The 14,187-nt window shown below is 66.2% G+C and carries 11 protein-coding genes and 2 pseudogenes; 8 read left to right on the top strand and 5 right to left on the bottom strand.

Annotated elements, in window-relative coordinates:
- The first annotated feature begins 535 nt into the window (after positions 1 to 535).
- Positions 536 to 2,062 carry an NHL domain-containing protein gene (locus IO33_RS0138985; protein ID WP_031173853.1) on the top strand — a complete coding sequence of 509 codons (1,527 nt, stop codon included), beginning with the start codon at positions 536 to 538 and terminating at the stop codon, positions 2,060 to 2,062.
- A 52-nt stretch (positions 2,063 to 2,114) separates the two neighbouring features.
- Here the strand turns inward: IO33_RS0138985 and IO33_RS0138980 are convergent, their stop codons facing one another.
- On the bottom strand, positions 2,115 to 2,651 hold the full coding sequence (locus IO33_RS0138980; RefSeq protein WP_037687123.1) for a hypothetical protein: 537 nt from the start codon (positions 2,649 to 2,651) through the stop codon (positions 2,115 to 2,117).
- A 40-nt stretch (positions 2,652 to 2,691) separates the two neighbouring features.
- The gene (locus IO33_RS0138975) at positions 2,692 to 3,789 is read right to left on the bottom strand and encodes a hypothetical protein (RefSeq protein ID WP_031173851.1); all 1,098 of its coding nucleotides are present in this window, start codon (positions 3,787 to 3,789) and stop codon (positions 2,692 to 2,694) included.
- A 409-nt stretch (positions 3,790 to 4,198) separates the two neighbouring features.
- On the opposite strand from IO33_RS0138975, the gene IO33_RS0138970 reads away from it, so the two are divergent.
- The 7 genes and pseudogenes from IO33_RS0138970 (at position 4,199) to IO33_RS0138940 (ending at position 10,836) form a co-directional block, all read left to right on the top strand.
- A complete protein-coding gene (locus IO33_RS0138970; protein ID WP_031173850.1) occupies positions 4,199 to 4,918 on the top strand; it encodes a hypothetical protein in 720 nt (239 codons plus the stop codon).
- 67 nt (positions 4,919 to 4,985) lie between these two features.
- Entirely contained in the window at positions 4,986 to 6,650 is a 1,665-nt protein-coding gene (locus IO33_RS0138965; protein ID WP_031173849.1) for an FG-GAP-like repeat-containing protein, read from the top strand.
- A gap of 323 nt (positions 6,651 to 6,973) precedes the next feature.
- Positions 6,974 to 7,354, top strand: a complete 381-nt coding sequence (locus tag IO33_RS0138960; protein ID WP_031173848.1) for a hypothetical protein — start codon at positions 6,974 to 6,976, stop codon at positions 7,352 to 7,354.
- A 92-nt stretch (positions 7,355 to 7,446) separates the two neighbouring features.
- Positions 7,447 to 8,727, top strand: coding sequence for a protein kinase domain-containing protein (locus IO33_RS0138955; RefSeq protein ID WP_157858005.1), 1,281 nt, complete (start codon positions 7,447 to 7,449; stop codon positions 8,725 to 8,727).
- A gap of 11 nt (positions 8,728 to 8,738) precedes the next feature.
- Positions 8,739 to 9,017, top strand: a pseudogene (locus IO33_RS49855) (hypothetical protein); the annotation flags it as partial.
- A gap of 121 nt (positions 9,018 to 9,138) precedes the next feature.
- Positions 9,139 to 9,615, top strand: a complete 477-nt coding sequence (locus IO33_RS0138950) for a hypothetical protein (protein ID WP_031173846.1) — start codon at positions 9,139 to 9,141, stop codon at positions 9,613 to 9,615.
- A gap of 648 nt (positions 9,616 to 10,263) precedes the next feature.
- Positions 10,264 to 10,836 carry an SUKH-4 family immunity protein gene (locus tag IO33_RS0138940; protein WP_051927231.1) on the top strand — a complete coding sequence of 191 codons (573 nt, stop codon included), beginning with the start codon at positions 10,264 to 10,266 and terminating at the stop codon, positions 10,834 to 10,836.
- Positions 10,837 to 10,986: 150 nt separating this feature from the next.
- On the opposite strand, the pseudogene IO33_RS54285 reads toward IO33_RS0138940, so the two are convergent.
- The 3 genes and pseudogenes from IO33_RS54285 to IO33_RS0138925 form a co-directional block, all read right to left on the bottom strand.
- A pseudogene (locus IO33_RS54285) lies at positions 10,987 to 11,388 on the bottom strand (IS701 family transposase); the annotation flags it as partial.
- 315 nt (positions 11,389 to 11,703) lie between these two features.
- A complete protein-coding gene (locus IO33_RS54280) occupies positions 11,704 to 11,880 on the bottom strand; it encodes a hypothetical protein (RefSeq protein WP_425348001.1) in 177 nt (58 codons plus the stop codon).
- 1,013 nt (positions 11,881 to 12,893) lie between these two features.
- Positions 12,894 to 13,772, bottom strand: coding sequence for a hypothetical protein (locus IO33_RS0138925; protein ID WP_031173843.1), 879 nt, complete (start codon positions 13,770 to 13,772; stop codon positions 12,894 to 12,896).
- Between the last annotated feature and the right edge of the window lie 415 nt (positions 13,773 to 14,187).

Raw genomic sequence — 14,187 nt, 5'->3', positions numbered from 1 at the left:
GAGCGGGGCCGGTTGTCGCTGGGTTGAAGGATGTGTCGCCGTGTAGTTGGCAAAAGGGCGGCAGTTTAGTTGGCAATGTGTTGTCACGTAATGCGGTCGATTGCGAAAGAGGTTCACCGGGTGCGCGACTCCTCTCATAGTCATCTGACCTCGCGCCGGACGGTAGCGGGCGGCGTGTCTCATGTATCCCGCCCTGGAGGCCCGGATACAGGCGACCCGTTGAGCGGTAAGTCATGCAGCACCTCGTGTGGGTGATCGTCTCTCAGCCTGCTTCCTGGAGCCGGACTGGGAGGCCTGGTCTCGCGCGGCCGGGGGAGAAACCATCCTGCTTTCGGGCGGGGCGTGTCCTGAAATCCTGTTTGTACACACATTCCCATTTCTGCCCTTTCCGGCCGGCGGGAGGATCGGTCTTGCGGTTCGCCTCCGGGCGGGCGAAGACGATCCGATCTCGGTACGAGGGGCGCGGTATGACAGTGGACCAGGAGTGTGGGGATCGGCTGCGAGGGACGGTCTGTCGAATGGTGAAGGGACAACGATGACCACTGCTCAGGCGGCAGTCGCAGGTGGTGAGGGCTCCGCCCCTCCGATCAGTACGGTCGCGGGGACCGGGACCGCGGGATTCAGCGGGGACAATGACCCCGCCGTCTCGGCGAAGTTGAACCGTCCGTACGGGATTGCGGTGGACAGCACCGGCACTCTCTACTTCTCCGACTACAACAATCACCGGGTCCGGAAGATCACGACAGACGGGAAGATCACCACGGTCGCGGGGACCGGGGTCGCAGGATTCGGCGGGGACAATGGCCCTGCCCTCTCGGCCCAGCTGAACTGCCCGCGTGAGGTGGCGGTGGACAGCGCAGGCACCGTGTACATCACGGACGCAGGTAACCACCGGGTCCGGAAGATCACGGCCGACGGGAAGATCAGCACGGTCGCCGGCACGGGCACTGCGGGGTTCAGCGGCGACGGCGGCCCCGCCACCGCCGCAGTGTTGAACTACCCGTTGGGGGTGGCGGTGGACAGCACCGGCGTCCTCTATATCTCCGACCACAGTAACCACCGGGTCCGGAGGGTTACCGCGGACGGGAAGATCAGCACCGTCGCTGGGACCGGATCCCCGGGTTTCAAGGGAGACGGTGGTCCGGCGGGTTCAGCGCAGCTGAGCCGCCCGTACGCACTGGCGGTGGACAGTGCGGACGAGCTCTACATCACCGATGGCGATAACCACCGGGTCCGGAAGATCACGGCCGACGGGAAGATCAGCACGGTCGCGGGCACGGGCACTGCGGGGTTCAGCGGTGACGGCGGGCCGGCGCCATCAGCAAAGCTGAACCTCCCCTTGGGGGTGGTGGTAGACAGCACCGGCACTGTCTACGTCTCCGACTACAACAACCACCGGGTCCGGAAAATCGCGCCGGACGGGAAGATCAGCACGGTCGCCGGCACGGGCGCCGCGGGGTTCAGCGGTGACGGGGGCCCGGCCGTTTCCGCCCAGCTGTACAACCCGTTCGGGCTCGCTGTGGACTGCGTCGACACCCTCTACATCGCCGACCATCTCAACAACCGGATCCGGAAGATCACGTCGGCGAGGCTGGCCGGGCTGCCTGAGTCGGGCACGATGGTGTCCTGGGCCAACGTCCGCAGCAGGCTGCGGATGTCGGTTCTGCGTGAGTCCACCAAGGACGGGGCCGAGATCCACCAGCTGCTCGCCGTCCCGAGGGATCACCAGCGGTGGCGGCTGGTCGCGGCGGGCCAGGACAACGGCGATGTCTTGTACCGGTTCGAGAACGTGCGCAGCGGCAAGGTCCTGGAGGTCGTCGGAGCAGGCGAGGCATCCGGGGCGGTGGTCGCGCAGCGCGCCTACGAGGGTGCTGACGCGCACCATCAGCAGTGGAGGCTGATCCCGGTGGGCCCGGCGAACGGCAGCCCGCGGGTGTATGAGATCGCCAACCGCAACAGCGGACTGCTCCTGCGCGTGGATACCAACGCCCCCACGGCGGTCCGGCAGGACGGTGCTGGGGGCGACCACCACGGCCGGCAGTGGCAACTGCTCCCCGTATAACGCACAAGGGGTCAGGGGCGGACTCGCCCCTGACCCCTTGGAAGTGCGTGCGTCAGGTGGAACCAGATGAGCCCTCGTCGGTCGACTTGAGCGTCTTGGGAGTCCTGGGCAGCCCCGGTTCCTGGGCGGTCGGCTTGGAAGCCGTGGGCGTTTCCGGGGTCTTGGGGGGCTTGGTGAAGTCGCTCTTCTTGGGCCGGTTCTCCAGGTCCTCGTCCTTTTGCAGGCCGCTGTGCTCGGTCACCGTCGTACTGGACGTCTGCATGCCTGCGGCGGCGGCCTGGGACACCGAGCCGGGGTCCTGGGCGTACTGGGCCTGTGCACCGGCTGATGCCTGCGTTGTCCGGATGAAGGAGCCCAGGAAGCCCAGGACGGCCCGCGCTTCGGGCGATGTCTCCTGTACGACCTTCGCGCGGGAGGACGCCCCGTGGATCGCGGTGTTGAACAGGCTTGTGCTCGTGTCGTCGTACGTGTCGTCGTCGGCGTCCTCGAAGTCGACGCCTGCGCCGGGCTGTGGCTTGGAGGCGTCGGTGGTAACCGAGAAGAGGCCCGCGCTCTTGCCCGCGGAGCCGAAGATGTTGTCGAACACCATGGTCGTCATCCCAGGTCGTCGTAGTGGCGGTGCCCGCCGGTCAAGGCTGCTTGTAGGAGGCTCGTGGGCTGTAGGTCAGGTTCTCGACGTCGAGCATCGTGTGGTCGACCTCCAGGGCGGAGACGACCTCGGCCAGTCCCTTCATCCGGAAGCCGCCGCCGGCCAGGTCGATGTCGCCGATGTCGCGGGCGACCAGCCCGTCGAGGCCGGGGTAGGTCCCGGGCTGCGGGGGAGACAGGACCGTCACCGGCACGTCGTACTTCACCGCGACAAGTCCGGAGAAGGTCACCGGGATCTCGTAGGTGTACTGCTTGCGGGTACGCCGCTGCGTGACGATGGTCTGCACACGAGAGTCCGCCGGCACCTTGCCGGAGATCTGCGACTTCGAGGCCCAGCTGGTGGTCAGGGAGCCGCCGACGGAAGCCGAAATGCCCAGCAGCAGCGAGGCGTTGAGCGTCGCGCTCCCGGTGGCGCTGCCCGTGGTGTTGAATCCCACCGAGGTCGTCACCGTGTTCGTCGCGGAGTTGCCGGCCGAGTTCGTCGTGCCCGCCTCGGTGGCGTTGACGTTGTCGACGCCCAGGTTGTCCTTGCTGTTCTTGTTGGTCACAGTGGTCGTGTTCTTGTTCGTCATGTCGTTGCGCAGCTGCGTGCCGAGCTGGGACTGCAGGTCCATCCGCAGCTGGTTCTGCAGCTGCAGCTGGAGCTGGGCGCTGACGCTGCCGCCGAAGGTGAGCTTGGCCTCCCCGTGCAGCGACCAGTTGACCCCGTTCGACACGGTGAAGTCGACCGAGTCGGTGAAGGTCATCTCCGTCGCCTGGCTGCGGTTGACGTAGGTGCGCGAGGAGAACGTCTCAGGCGGGGGCTGGCTGATGTTGCCGCGCTCCTCGATCAGCGGCTCCCCGAGGTTCATGTAGGCGAGCCAGCCCAGCTGGGACGCCGTCCCGGGAAAGCTCCCGAAACTCGACTTGTTCACGGAGAACCCGACGGGCTTGTGCTTGACACCGTTGGTATCGACGTAGACCAGATTGGGGTGGTTCAGGATGGCCTGCCACGTCTGCTCGATGTCCAGTTCCCGCAGGTTCCTCTTCGTCAGCGGCTGACGCTTGGCACGTTCCAGGAGATACGCGGTAGAAGACATTCCCCGTCCTCAACTGATTCGGGATTGAACCGCGCCTTGCGAATGAGAAACAGACATCTGTGCGCGATCCGACAATCGAAACTATCACGCGCCTAATTCCCCAGGGAAGGCACCCAACGGGCATCACCCTCAATCGAGTGATTAAGGTTCTCCGGTTGCTCAACTCGCCCAATATAAGGGTACGTTGTGAAACTGTCGGTTGCTCGGCGGGCGGCTCTTCACATTGGGGTACCCAGGCTCTGTGACCTCGGGCGTTGTCGTGGATGGCGGCACTCGTTTCGGTCATGGCGGCTTTTTCGAATCGTTTCGACTGAGGGTGATTCTGCTGCCTTCAATTTCTTCCCGGCGTGCACGGCGCTGAGTGTCCGACGGGTTGTTCCCCGCATCCAGAAGAGGTGAGGTTTTCGCGATGTACACCCAAGAACGCACGACGCTGACGAATCTGGTGGTCGGCGGCCCGGTGGCGGTGAACAGCTACGACAACGCGATCGTGGCGGCGCTGATCGAGAACCGGCCAGTCATGCTCGTCCACGCCTTCAACGGCGGCTACCTGCGGCCCGCCGAGCTGAAGGCGGACAGCCACGACAAGGGCGTCAAGCTCGCCACGGCGCTCGAGCCGGCCACCAAGGAGGCGAACGGCCACCTCTGGCACATCACCCCCGCCGGGTTCTTCGGGCAGCGACCGCTGTACTTCATCGAAAGCGCCGCGGGCCCAGTGCCGCCCAAGCCCGCCGCCGCGGGCCAAGCCGACGCCGGCCGCGGCGACGACGGCGTGCCCAAGCCGCAGCGCAGGCGCATCACCGTCCACCGCGATGCCCCCAAGAGCTCGGCCGACACCGTCCAGGTGGGCCTGCCCGACAAGGTGGGCGACAACTGGCGCGGGAAGAACGGCGCACCCGAGGACACCCAGCTCTGGGTCGTCACGGTGACACCGTGGGGCGGGATCACCTTCGTGCCGATCACCCACCCCGACGCCATCCTCGGCTTCAAGGACTTCGCGGTGACGACCGACAGCGAGGTGCGCGTCACCTACAACTGGGGCGGGGACTTCACCGGGACGGTGATCAACACGTTCTACCCGCGGCTGCCCAACGAGTGGGACGTCCCCTACCACCACGTCTTCACGTGATCCGCAGCCACCGCCGCGCCACACCTGCCCCGAGCCGACGCCCCAACCGCCTGGAAGAGGCACCACGATGCACGTGCCCACGCAAGAACTGAAACTTCAGATCGTCAACGCCGCCACGGGCAAGACCCTCGGCACCAAGGCCACGCCAGGCACGGACGGGGCGCTTGTCGTCCGCGACTTCCCCGAGAACGGCCCGGGCCCGCAGCAGTGGCAGCTCACTCCTGTGCAGCCCGGGCAAGGCGGACAGGCGCAGGAAGAACAGGCTTATGTGATCCGCAACGCGGCCGGGGGCAAGGTGCTCGACAATTCCGCCGCCGCCGACCGCGGGGTTCGCCAGTGGGACGCCACCGTCGGCAGGAAGGGCCAGCAGTGGCACGTCGTGCCCGTCGCGGGTGAAGCGGGCCTGTACTTCATCGAGGGCGTCACCGACGGTGCCGTTCTCGACCTCGCCGACCCCGGCCCGGACGACACCCGGGTCATCCTGCGCGCGTACGACGAGAACGCGGCGAGCCAGCGGTGGCGGTTCGTCACGGCTGAGCCCGAGCGCACCAGCGACCCCGTGCTGCGCTGGGGCGCCCTGAGCCACTGGAACGGCCGCCGGTCCTGGCGGCTGGCCCGCTCGACCGCACTGCGCCCCACGCCCGATGCGACGCCCTCCTTCAGCGACATGCTGCTGGTCCTCACACGGTTCGGCAGCGATCAGGACGCCGGCGGCTGGAAGAGCGACGGGCCGAGCCCCTCTCCCGGCGGTCAGTCCGGCTGGTGGGCCGGGCTCGGTGCGCGGTTCCTCGCCGCTACGCGAGCGGGACGGGCGGACATCGTTGGGCTCAAGCCTGCGAAGGGGGCCGTGACGTCGTCCAGCGAGGGCGACGGCACCTTCGAAGATGCCGAGCGCATCCTGCACCCGGCCGCGTCCTCCGCGAGTCCCGCGGACCTGTGGACTCTCGTGGACACGACGGGCGACGGCAGGCCCGACGTCGTGGTGCTGGCCACCGACGGTGTCCGGGTGTCCGCTCAGGATGAGGCGGGGGTGTTCACGCCCGCGGGCGGCAAGCTGGTCCTCAAGGCGTTCGGTCACGGCCAGCAGGCCGGTGGCTGGCTTGCGGACAAGCATCCCCGATTCCTCATCGACACCACCGGTGACGGGCGCGTTGACATCGTCGGCTGCCACGACGACGGCGTCTGGATCTCCCTCCAAGACGAAGACGGCACCTTCGCCGAGCCCCTGTACGTCCTCGACGACTTCGGCACCGACCAAGGGTGGACCTCGGTCAAGGAACATCCCCGCTCCCTGATCAGCACCACAAACGTCGGAGCAGTGGACATCGTCGGGTTCGGCCCGCAAGGCGTCGTCGTCGCCCGCGGGCGCGGCGACGGCACGTTCGAACCATCCAAGCTCATCCTGAACGACTTCGGGCACGCCCAAGGGTGGACGGCCACCAAGCACCTGCGCTTCCTGACCGACGTCACCGGCGACGGCACCCCGGATATCGTCGGCTTCGGCGACGAGGGAGTCTGGGTGTCACACAACCGCGGCGACGGCCGCTTCGACCAGGCCCAGCTGGTATGCCGCGGCTTCGGCCACAACGACGACGCCGGCGCCTGGCGAGTCGACCGCCACCCCCGCTTCCTCGCCGACATCACCGGGGACGGACGCGTCGACATCATCGGATTCGGCGGCCCCGGCGTGTACGTGGCCCGCAACCTCTACCGCCGCTTCAGGACCCGCTGAAACCCCCGAAGGCACGCAGCCGCATCCCGGCCATTCGCCACCGGCATGCCGAACGTCGAGGGCACGAGTCGACGGAGGTTGATCGTGCCCTTCAAGATCCGTGCTGCCTACCTCCCTGCGATCTTCTCGTCCTCGAGGGTGAGCGGATCCGCGCCACTGGGCTGCTGCACCTAGGAAGCGACGCGTCCCGCAGCACGGGACCGGCAAAGCACCGACCCCGGCCGGCGTCCCGCCGTGCGGGACGGTGACCGGCATGCCGGTCCAGGCCGCTCGTCGGGGTGGCACGCTTCTCGGTGTTCAGGGGCCGGATTCCAGTACTCGGGATGGCGTGGGTGATGGGCAGGGCGAGCAGGATCAAGAAGGAACGCGGGCGAAAGCAAGCCCAGGCGTGGGAGCCCGCTGCCGCCGCGCGCGATGCGTTCCGCAACCGGGCAGCCACCATCCGGTTCCTGGAAGACAATCCCTACGCTGCTGCCTACTACGCCGCAGGGACCGACCGGGTGTTCCAGGAGGCCATGCGGCAGCACATCCGCCTGGGCGAACCCGCTCCGGGCACGTGCCGGGTGGGCCAGATCAGCGACGCGCGGGCAAGCCTGATGCTTCCGGCGCCAGCGTGTACACGACACCACTCCGCGGCGTGCACTGTCGGTGAGTTCATGGCGGCGTATCACACCCACCGTGATCCATCACGAGATGATCTTTGAACGCGGACCCTAGTGCCTGGCTCCACGATGCAAACCGTGATCGTTCCAAGGTTCACCAGCTCTCCCCGCCACCAGATCTCTACTCTGAGCAGGTGTCCAAGGCGTACTACAACGACGATGTCCCAGGCTGGCGGAACCTCGGCCCACTGATCGCCGGATCGAACAAGCCCTTCGTCCGGCGCGTCAGATGTCAAGCGACCGGTACCGAAGCAGTTTTGAAGTACCGGTCAGCCAAGTCCGGTACGCCTCGCGCCCAGCGCTTCTACAACGAGGCCCTCCAGATGCAGCAGCTCACAAGGGAAGGCCTGGCAAGAGTCCTTCCGGTCCTCGACATCGATGCCGGCGAAGAACCCAGCTGGTACGTGATGCCGAAGGCCCAGCTGCTCCAGTCCGCTTTCACAGAGGCGATCGCGCTGCAGCAGATCGTCGGGCACGTGCTGGCTCTCGCACAAACCCTCGGCGAACTCGCCGCCCGGGGGATCTACCACCGTGATATCAAGCCGGACAACCTTTTCTGGTACGACGGCGGACCCGTGCTTGCGGACTTCGGCATCGCCTACTGGGGTGAGGCAAGCGGCACCGAAGTGGGCGAGAAGCTCGGACCGCTTTGGTTCATGGCCCCAGAGATGCGCAGCATGTCTGAGCGGGAGGACGGGCGTCAGGCCGATGTCTACTCGCTGGCCCAGACCCTCTCTGCATACATCCATCCCCTTGGCGTGCTGCCCCTACCTGGAACGTTCCGCGCCGGAGCCGTGGATTACGACCTCAACCGCGGCTGGAAGGGGGACCACGACGCTCTGGATGCCCTTGAGCATGTACTCGAAGCCGCAACCAGGAACGACCCCGATGACCGGCTGAGCATCGACGCCCTCGCAGAGGAACTTGATCTGTGGCTCCGCGCGGCTCAGGTGACGATAGTCAAGAACACCGGATCGCTCTCGGGCTGGGGCCCGCGGGATGACTACCAACGCGACATGACAGAGGTACGACGCGTGGTGCTGCAGGCCGTGCGAACGCTCGCGTCAGATTTCGACGACGAGGCTCCGGTGCAGGAACATGACGCCTTGGACTCGGAGGCCCCGCGCTGGCTCGGGACATACAGCTGGGCACCGAATTCGGAGGATGGGTTCGAGCCCGACGGTACGCTCACCTACTCAATCGGCGGTACACGCTTGCGTCGGCTGATCCTCGGAGCTGTCTACTGGGGCCGCGAGGTGTCATTCATCGCCGAGATCCAGCGCGCGGGGGACTGCGGTGACCAGTGGGAGCTGGAAGCCAGCTGGCCGGAGACGTCCTGGGCCCGAGTCCGGCTTCCCTCGGCCTCACATGCGCTGGCTACGCTGACGGCGCTGGTGGCGCGAAGCCTCAACTAACGACCTCGTGCATGGTCGGCCGTGGCTCGGCGCCCGGGCGGCTCGTTGAACTGTCCATGATGGGGGCTGGGGCGCGTGAGTTGATCGTGGCGGAGTACCGGGTTATGGGGCTGTCGCCGGAGGTGATCGGAGAACTCATTGCTGAGGTGGGGCCGTTGTGGCACGAGCAGCATCACGCTCGGCTCGCGACTCGACCGCAGCGGCGGGCGGTCGGAGCCGGGGCGAAGCACAAGTTCGTCTTCGTCGACCGCTTGCTGGCGACACTGGTCAATCTGCGCCATGGCACCACCCATGACGTGCTGGCCTGCTGGTTCGGCGTGGGCCGCTCGACCGGGGCTATCCAGGACGGCTCGGACGCCGTGATCACAGCAGCCACAGCGAGATCGTCTCAAAGGCAGACGCTGTGGAACGATGATCGTCATGGCAGGTCAGATCTGGGTGTCACTCATATCGTTGGGCGGCGTTGTCCTCGGCGGCGTGTTGTCCTACCTCGTTCAGCACAGGACTCAGCAATCAGCGGAACGCGCCGAACAGCAACGGCAGCGGATCGCGTTGTCGGAGACCCGACGCGCGGAACGGCTGGCGCTGCTGGAGCGGTTCATCGAGGTATCGGCAGAGGCGGAACGATGCGCCTACACCCGGCCGCCCGAGTGGGAGGACACCAATGACTGGTACCTCACGACCCGGGACGTCATGTACAGGTTGTGGGTCGCAGATCGGCTCCTCCGCATCCAATTCCCCTGGGCCGTGCATGACGCCGCACACGCGCACTTCCTCGACCTCAACAGGACCGTGTGGCATGGCTTGCCCGACGGTGAGAGCGTGCGGGACTACCTGGAGGACAACCGGTCGGCGTTCCTCGACGCGGCCCGCGAGGTCATGGGGTAACGCACCGCTGACTCCTGAAGATCTTTTGCGGGACAGCCCTTAGGAGATGCCCAGCTCACGGCCTTGTGCAACACCCTTTAGCTGCCCTCTGCTTCGCCACCTCGCCATGAGCGCCGACTTCCCTTTGTTCCAGCCCACTTGGGCCGAGGACAGCCGGTGCTAAGGTCCGGTTGATCGGGAATACGGGGGGTATCAGGTGTTCATAGTTCATCCTGCTGGCGCCGCACGTCGCTTGGTACATCAACCTTCCCTTCCTCCTCGTCGTGGCCGTCTGCTGCCTCGCGGACTTGGCATCGAAGAAGAGGCACGTCCGGTACCTGGCTTTCGGCTCCACCGGCATGCCCTCGGGGATCACCGGCCTGTCATCGAGACCCCAGGACTCCCAGCCCTCAGCCGAGAAGAATGTCTGTTGCATGACGCGCGACTCTTGTTTTGAGACACGGACAACTGCAAACGACAGAACACTAGTAGTGCTTCGTTACGTTTCGTTACGTTGAGCGACCCCGCCTGCAGCGGGCATCTCCTGGTGTGAGGCTGGGGGAAGTGGAACGGCTCCGCCGCCATGTGTGTCCGATACGATCACGAAGGGGGCGAACGGGAATTCATCGGGTCGCCCGATGACCGTCCCGTCCGAGAGTGTGGAATTCTATGAGCCCTTTGATCGACCGGACTCGAATGGAGTCGGTCTTCAGCGCCGATGATCTGGTCGCTCTGGACGACGGTGTGCTGGCTGCCATCGCGCATGAGCCGACCCGAGTCTTCCTGCGCGAGGTCGGTCTCCCGGACCAGGTGGGCTGGTTCGAGATGGACCAGTTCCTTCTTGACGGTGACCTGCGGATCGGCGGTGAGGCGTGGCAGGCCGTCGCGGAGAAGTACCCGAACCGCTCATTCGACATGTCGGCTTGGCTGACGCTCGGAGGGATCGCCCTTGATGACCTCATCGTCGATACTGCCACCGGTATCGTGTACTGCATCCCGGAGGACGGTGCTCCGCATCTGCTCAACAGCAGCATCGACGCCCTGGCGTATTTCCTGCACGCACTGGAGGAGGAAAGGCCGGAGTACGACGCCTACGCCAGCACCGACGAGGGCGTCGACCCCGAGGGCGCCGCGGACAGGCTTTTGCATCGGATGCGCCAAGCCGACCCCGTCGCCATGGAAAATCCCGAATCGTGCTGGTTCGCGGTTCTGCGGCATGTGCGTAACCTTCTACGGGACTAGGTAGTGCTTCGTTAGGTTCTGGTTCTGGTGGTCGGCAGGGGTCGGCCGCAGGTGGTGCAGGTGCCGGTCCAGCACCGCAGCAGGTCCTGGAGGACGTCGAGGACCTGGTAGAGGGTCAGGCCGGCATCTGGGCTTTGGGTTCGAGCCGCCGCCTTCGAAGTGGTCCAGGCCCAGGCCGTGCTTGAGTTCGTGGTAGTCGTGCTCGATCCGCCAGCGCATCTTCGCCCATCGCACCAGGTCGGCGATCGGGGGGGCGGGCAGGTTGGTCATCCTGTAGCCGGTCGGCTCGTGAGCTTCTTCGGGCTCTTCGACCAGCAGGGTCCGCAAGGGCAGGACATCGTCCTACCGGTTGCGCCCTCCGGACTGTTCCTGGGCGGTGCGGCAGGCTTCCTTGCCCGAGGGCCGCACCTGGAGCACGGTGAAGTGCGAGGTCATCGTGCCTTTGCTGCCCTGCCGCCACGTGACCTCCTCGAACACGGCGGCCTCAGCAACAAGGTCGGGCAGTGGGCGGGGCGCCTCGCGGTATCGGGGCAGGGTCGGTGGGCCCAGCCCGTGACCGGAGCAGGCAGGCGTCTGGTGGCCGTGGGCCTGTTCACCCCCCAGGAAGCCGCCGCTTACCTCACCGCCGTACTCGCCGCGCACCACCGCCAAGAGCCAGCAGACCAGATCAACGGCCTCGCAGCCGAGCTGGGACACCTGCCCCTCGCCTTGGCTCAAGCCGCTGCCTACATCATCGACACGGGCCTGACCTGTACCTCCTATTGGGAGATGCTGGCCGACCGGATCAGGGAACTGGCCGACTTGCTGCCTGAGTCCGGTGCGCTGCCGGACGACCAGACCACCACCGCGGCGCCCGTGCCGCCCCGTTCACTCCCACAGGATCTGGCATGCGGTAAGGCCGAAGGTGGCCACGCCGAAAGCGACCATGAATGCAAGCGTCAATCGCACCTCGGGAGATGAGCGCTTGAGCGTGATTCCAACGAGCACGCCGACAAGAGCGGCAGCAAGTCCGATCGTCAGGATCCAAGGGGCCTTCTCACCCATTCCGGCCTTCTCTTCATGGAAGGTGGCCGGTGATCGCAGGGCAGCTCTCAACCAAGCCACCCAGTTGGATGGAGGTTGAGACCTGCCTAGTGGTGCAGATCCGGGATCTTACAAGACGGTAGGCACCACCGCGTCCGGAGCCGTCTTCCGTCGTGAACGTTAGGCGACGCTGCGTCCGGCGTGCCCACCGTTCGATCAATGCGTGATGCGTAGCCACTCCCAACGCATCCCGACCGAGCGCGCGAGAGCGCCCGATGAGGGGTAGCTTAGCGGCTCGGCTCATCACCGTCATGCAGTTCGTAAGCGCGGACCGATTGGCTATTTCAAAGGAACGTGACGGAGCATCATGGAGCCAACCGAGACGGGCACGGACGTACGACGCGTCGTGACGCCCACCGTGGTGCTGCCGGCCTCGGCCGGTCCGGTCGCTGGGACCGCCGAGACGTTCAGCCTCGACGTGCTCACCAGGCTCCAGGAACTGGAGGAGCGCAGCGCGCAGCACGAGAAGAACCTCCGGCCGCGAAGAACACCTCCGACGTGTACGCGCCGACTGGAAGCAGGGGGAGCAGTTCTGTGCCCTGCTCGAACTCCCCGTCCCCGCCATCACCCCAGGCAGCCTGACCGCGTTCGTGGAGTGGCTGTGGCGGCAGCCCGGTTGGCGCAAGGGGCACCTACACCGCGCCCTCGACCATCGACCGCCGCCTGTCGGGCGTGGTCGTCACCGGCCGCACCGACCACCGCCTGGTCCTCGACAAGACCGTGGCCGCCCGCGCCGCCGGGTGCTGAGGGCCAAGGTGAAGGAGCTGGAGAGACCGGCGACGTCCGTGGCAGGGAGCCGGCGGCCGCCCTGCTGTACCGCAAGGCCATCCTCCATCGCTGAACACCGAGACCGATCCCGAGCCCCCGAGACCAGCGGCGGCGCCGGAGCCGCAGCCTTGCTGCAGATCCTCTGCCAGGACGAGATCACCCGCCGCAAGTCCAGTAAGGTCCACAACCACCGAGCGGCGAATCCCTCAGGCGGTCGGATCTGGCCACGACAGCTGGGGGAACGACGCCAGCAGTCCGCCACCGGTGTCGTCGCCGGACTTCTTGCACGAGGCGGCCCACAGTTCGGTGACCGCGGCCCTGGGGTCACCGTTGCACTTGGCGATGAGCAGCAGCACCTGGTTGCGCAGCGCGACTCCGTTCTGGCCGTCGGCGAGTTGTTCCTGCGCCTTGCCCAGGGATTCCTCCCACCACTTCTTGTCGATCGCGTCCTGGTCGGGACCCTGCAGGCTTCCTGAGAACGTGGGTTCCGGCGGGGCGCCCATCCCCATCGCGTCGTAGACGACGGTGTAGCACCAGGAGCGCATCGCCACGCCACGCTCCTCGGTCTCAATGGCCTTGATCACGGCGAGCAGCATTTTCAGGGGCTGCGCGAACCAGTTGACCGGCGAGACCTCGCCCTTGAGGGCGTCGGAGAAGGCCGTGGCGAGTTCGGACAGCGCTCCGTACTGCTGGTCAACGACTGCGGCGACGCCGAGGCCCTTCAGAATGCCCTGGGCGGTGGCGAGGTCCCCAATCGCCTGGACTCCGTCCACGAAGTCGGTGAGTTGCTCCACCGTGGTCGCCGGCGGCGTCGGGATCTGGTCACCGCCCTGCCCCGACAGGGGAGCGCCAGTCGTCGGATCCAGCGGACTGCCGTTGACGTCGTTGAGCGTCCGGGTGTCGTCGGCCGCGATGTTCAGCACGGAGAAATCCGGGAAGGTGACCATCACCGTGCCGTCGGTCCCGTCGACGCGTACGGTGCCGTCAACGAACGTCGTCGTGGTGGAGCCGTCGTCGTTTTGGACGACCGACGATCCGTCACCGTCCACCGGGTTGATTTGTGCGAGTTGCTCCGCAGTGGGCATGTTCGGCTCCTTCCCTAAAAGCATGTTTAGGCCAGGGCCGTGGCAAGTGAATATCCCGCTTTTTTCGCGCAAGCTACGTGCTTGTCTTGGCGAAACTAGAGGAAGAGGGACGCGGGGCTGGGGAGAAGCTCCCTACCGATCAGCCCTTGGTGCGGTACTTCAAAGACGCGCCGGTGCAATGCGGCTCGACAGAACCGCCTCCAGGCCATCGAGCGGGACACCGACGTGGCCTGAGCTGTGGTGCACACAACTTCGTACTCGGTGGTGCACCCAGAGGAGTACCTGGACATGAGGAAGCGTGATCCCCAACCGTGGCTGGTCGACGACGAGTTGTGGTCGCGAATCGAGCCGCTGCTGCCTGTCCGGCAGCGCCGGCATCGGCACCCGGGCCGGAAGGCGCTGGATGACCGCAAGG

It is taken from the genome of Streptomyces durhamensis (assembly GCF_000725475.1).
Taxonomy (GTDB): Bacteria; Actinomycetota; Actinomycetes; order Streptomycetales; family Streptomycetaceae; genus Streptomyces; species Streptomyces filipinensis.
Note: the sequence above shows the minus strand (reverse complement) of the source record. Positions and strands in the feature narration are given on the sequence as shown.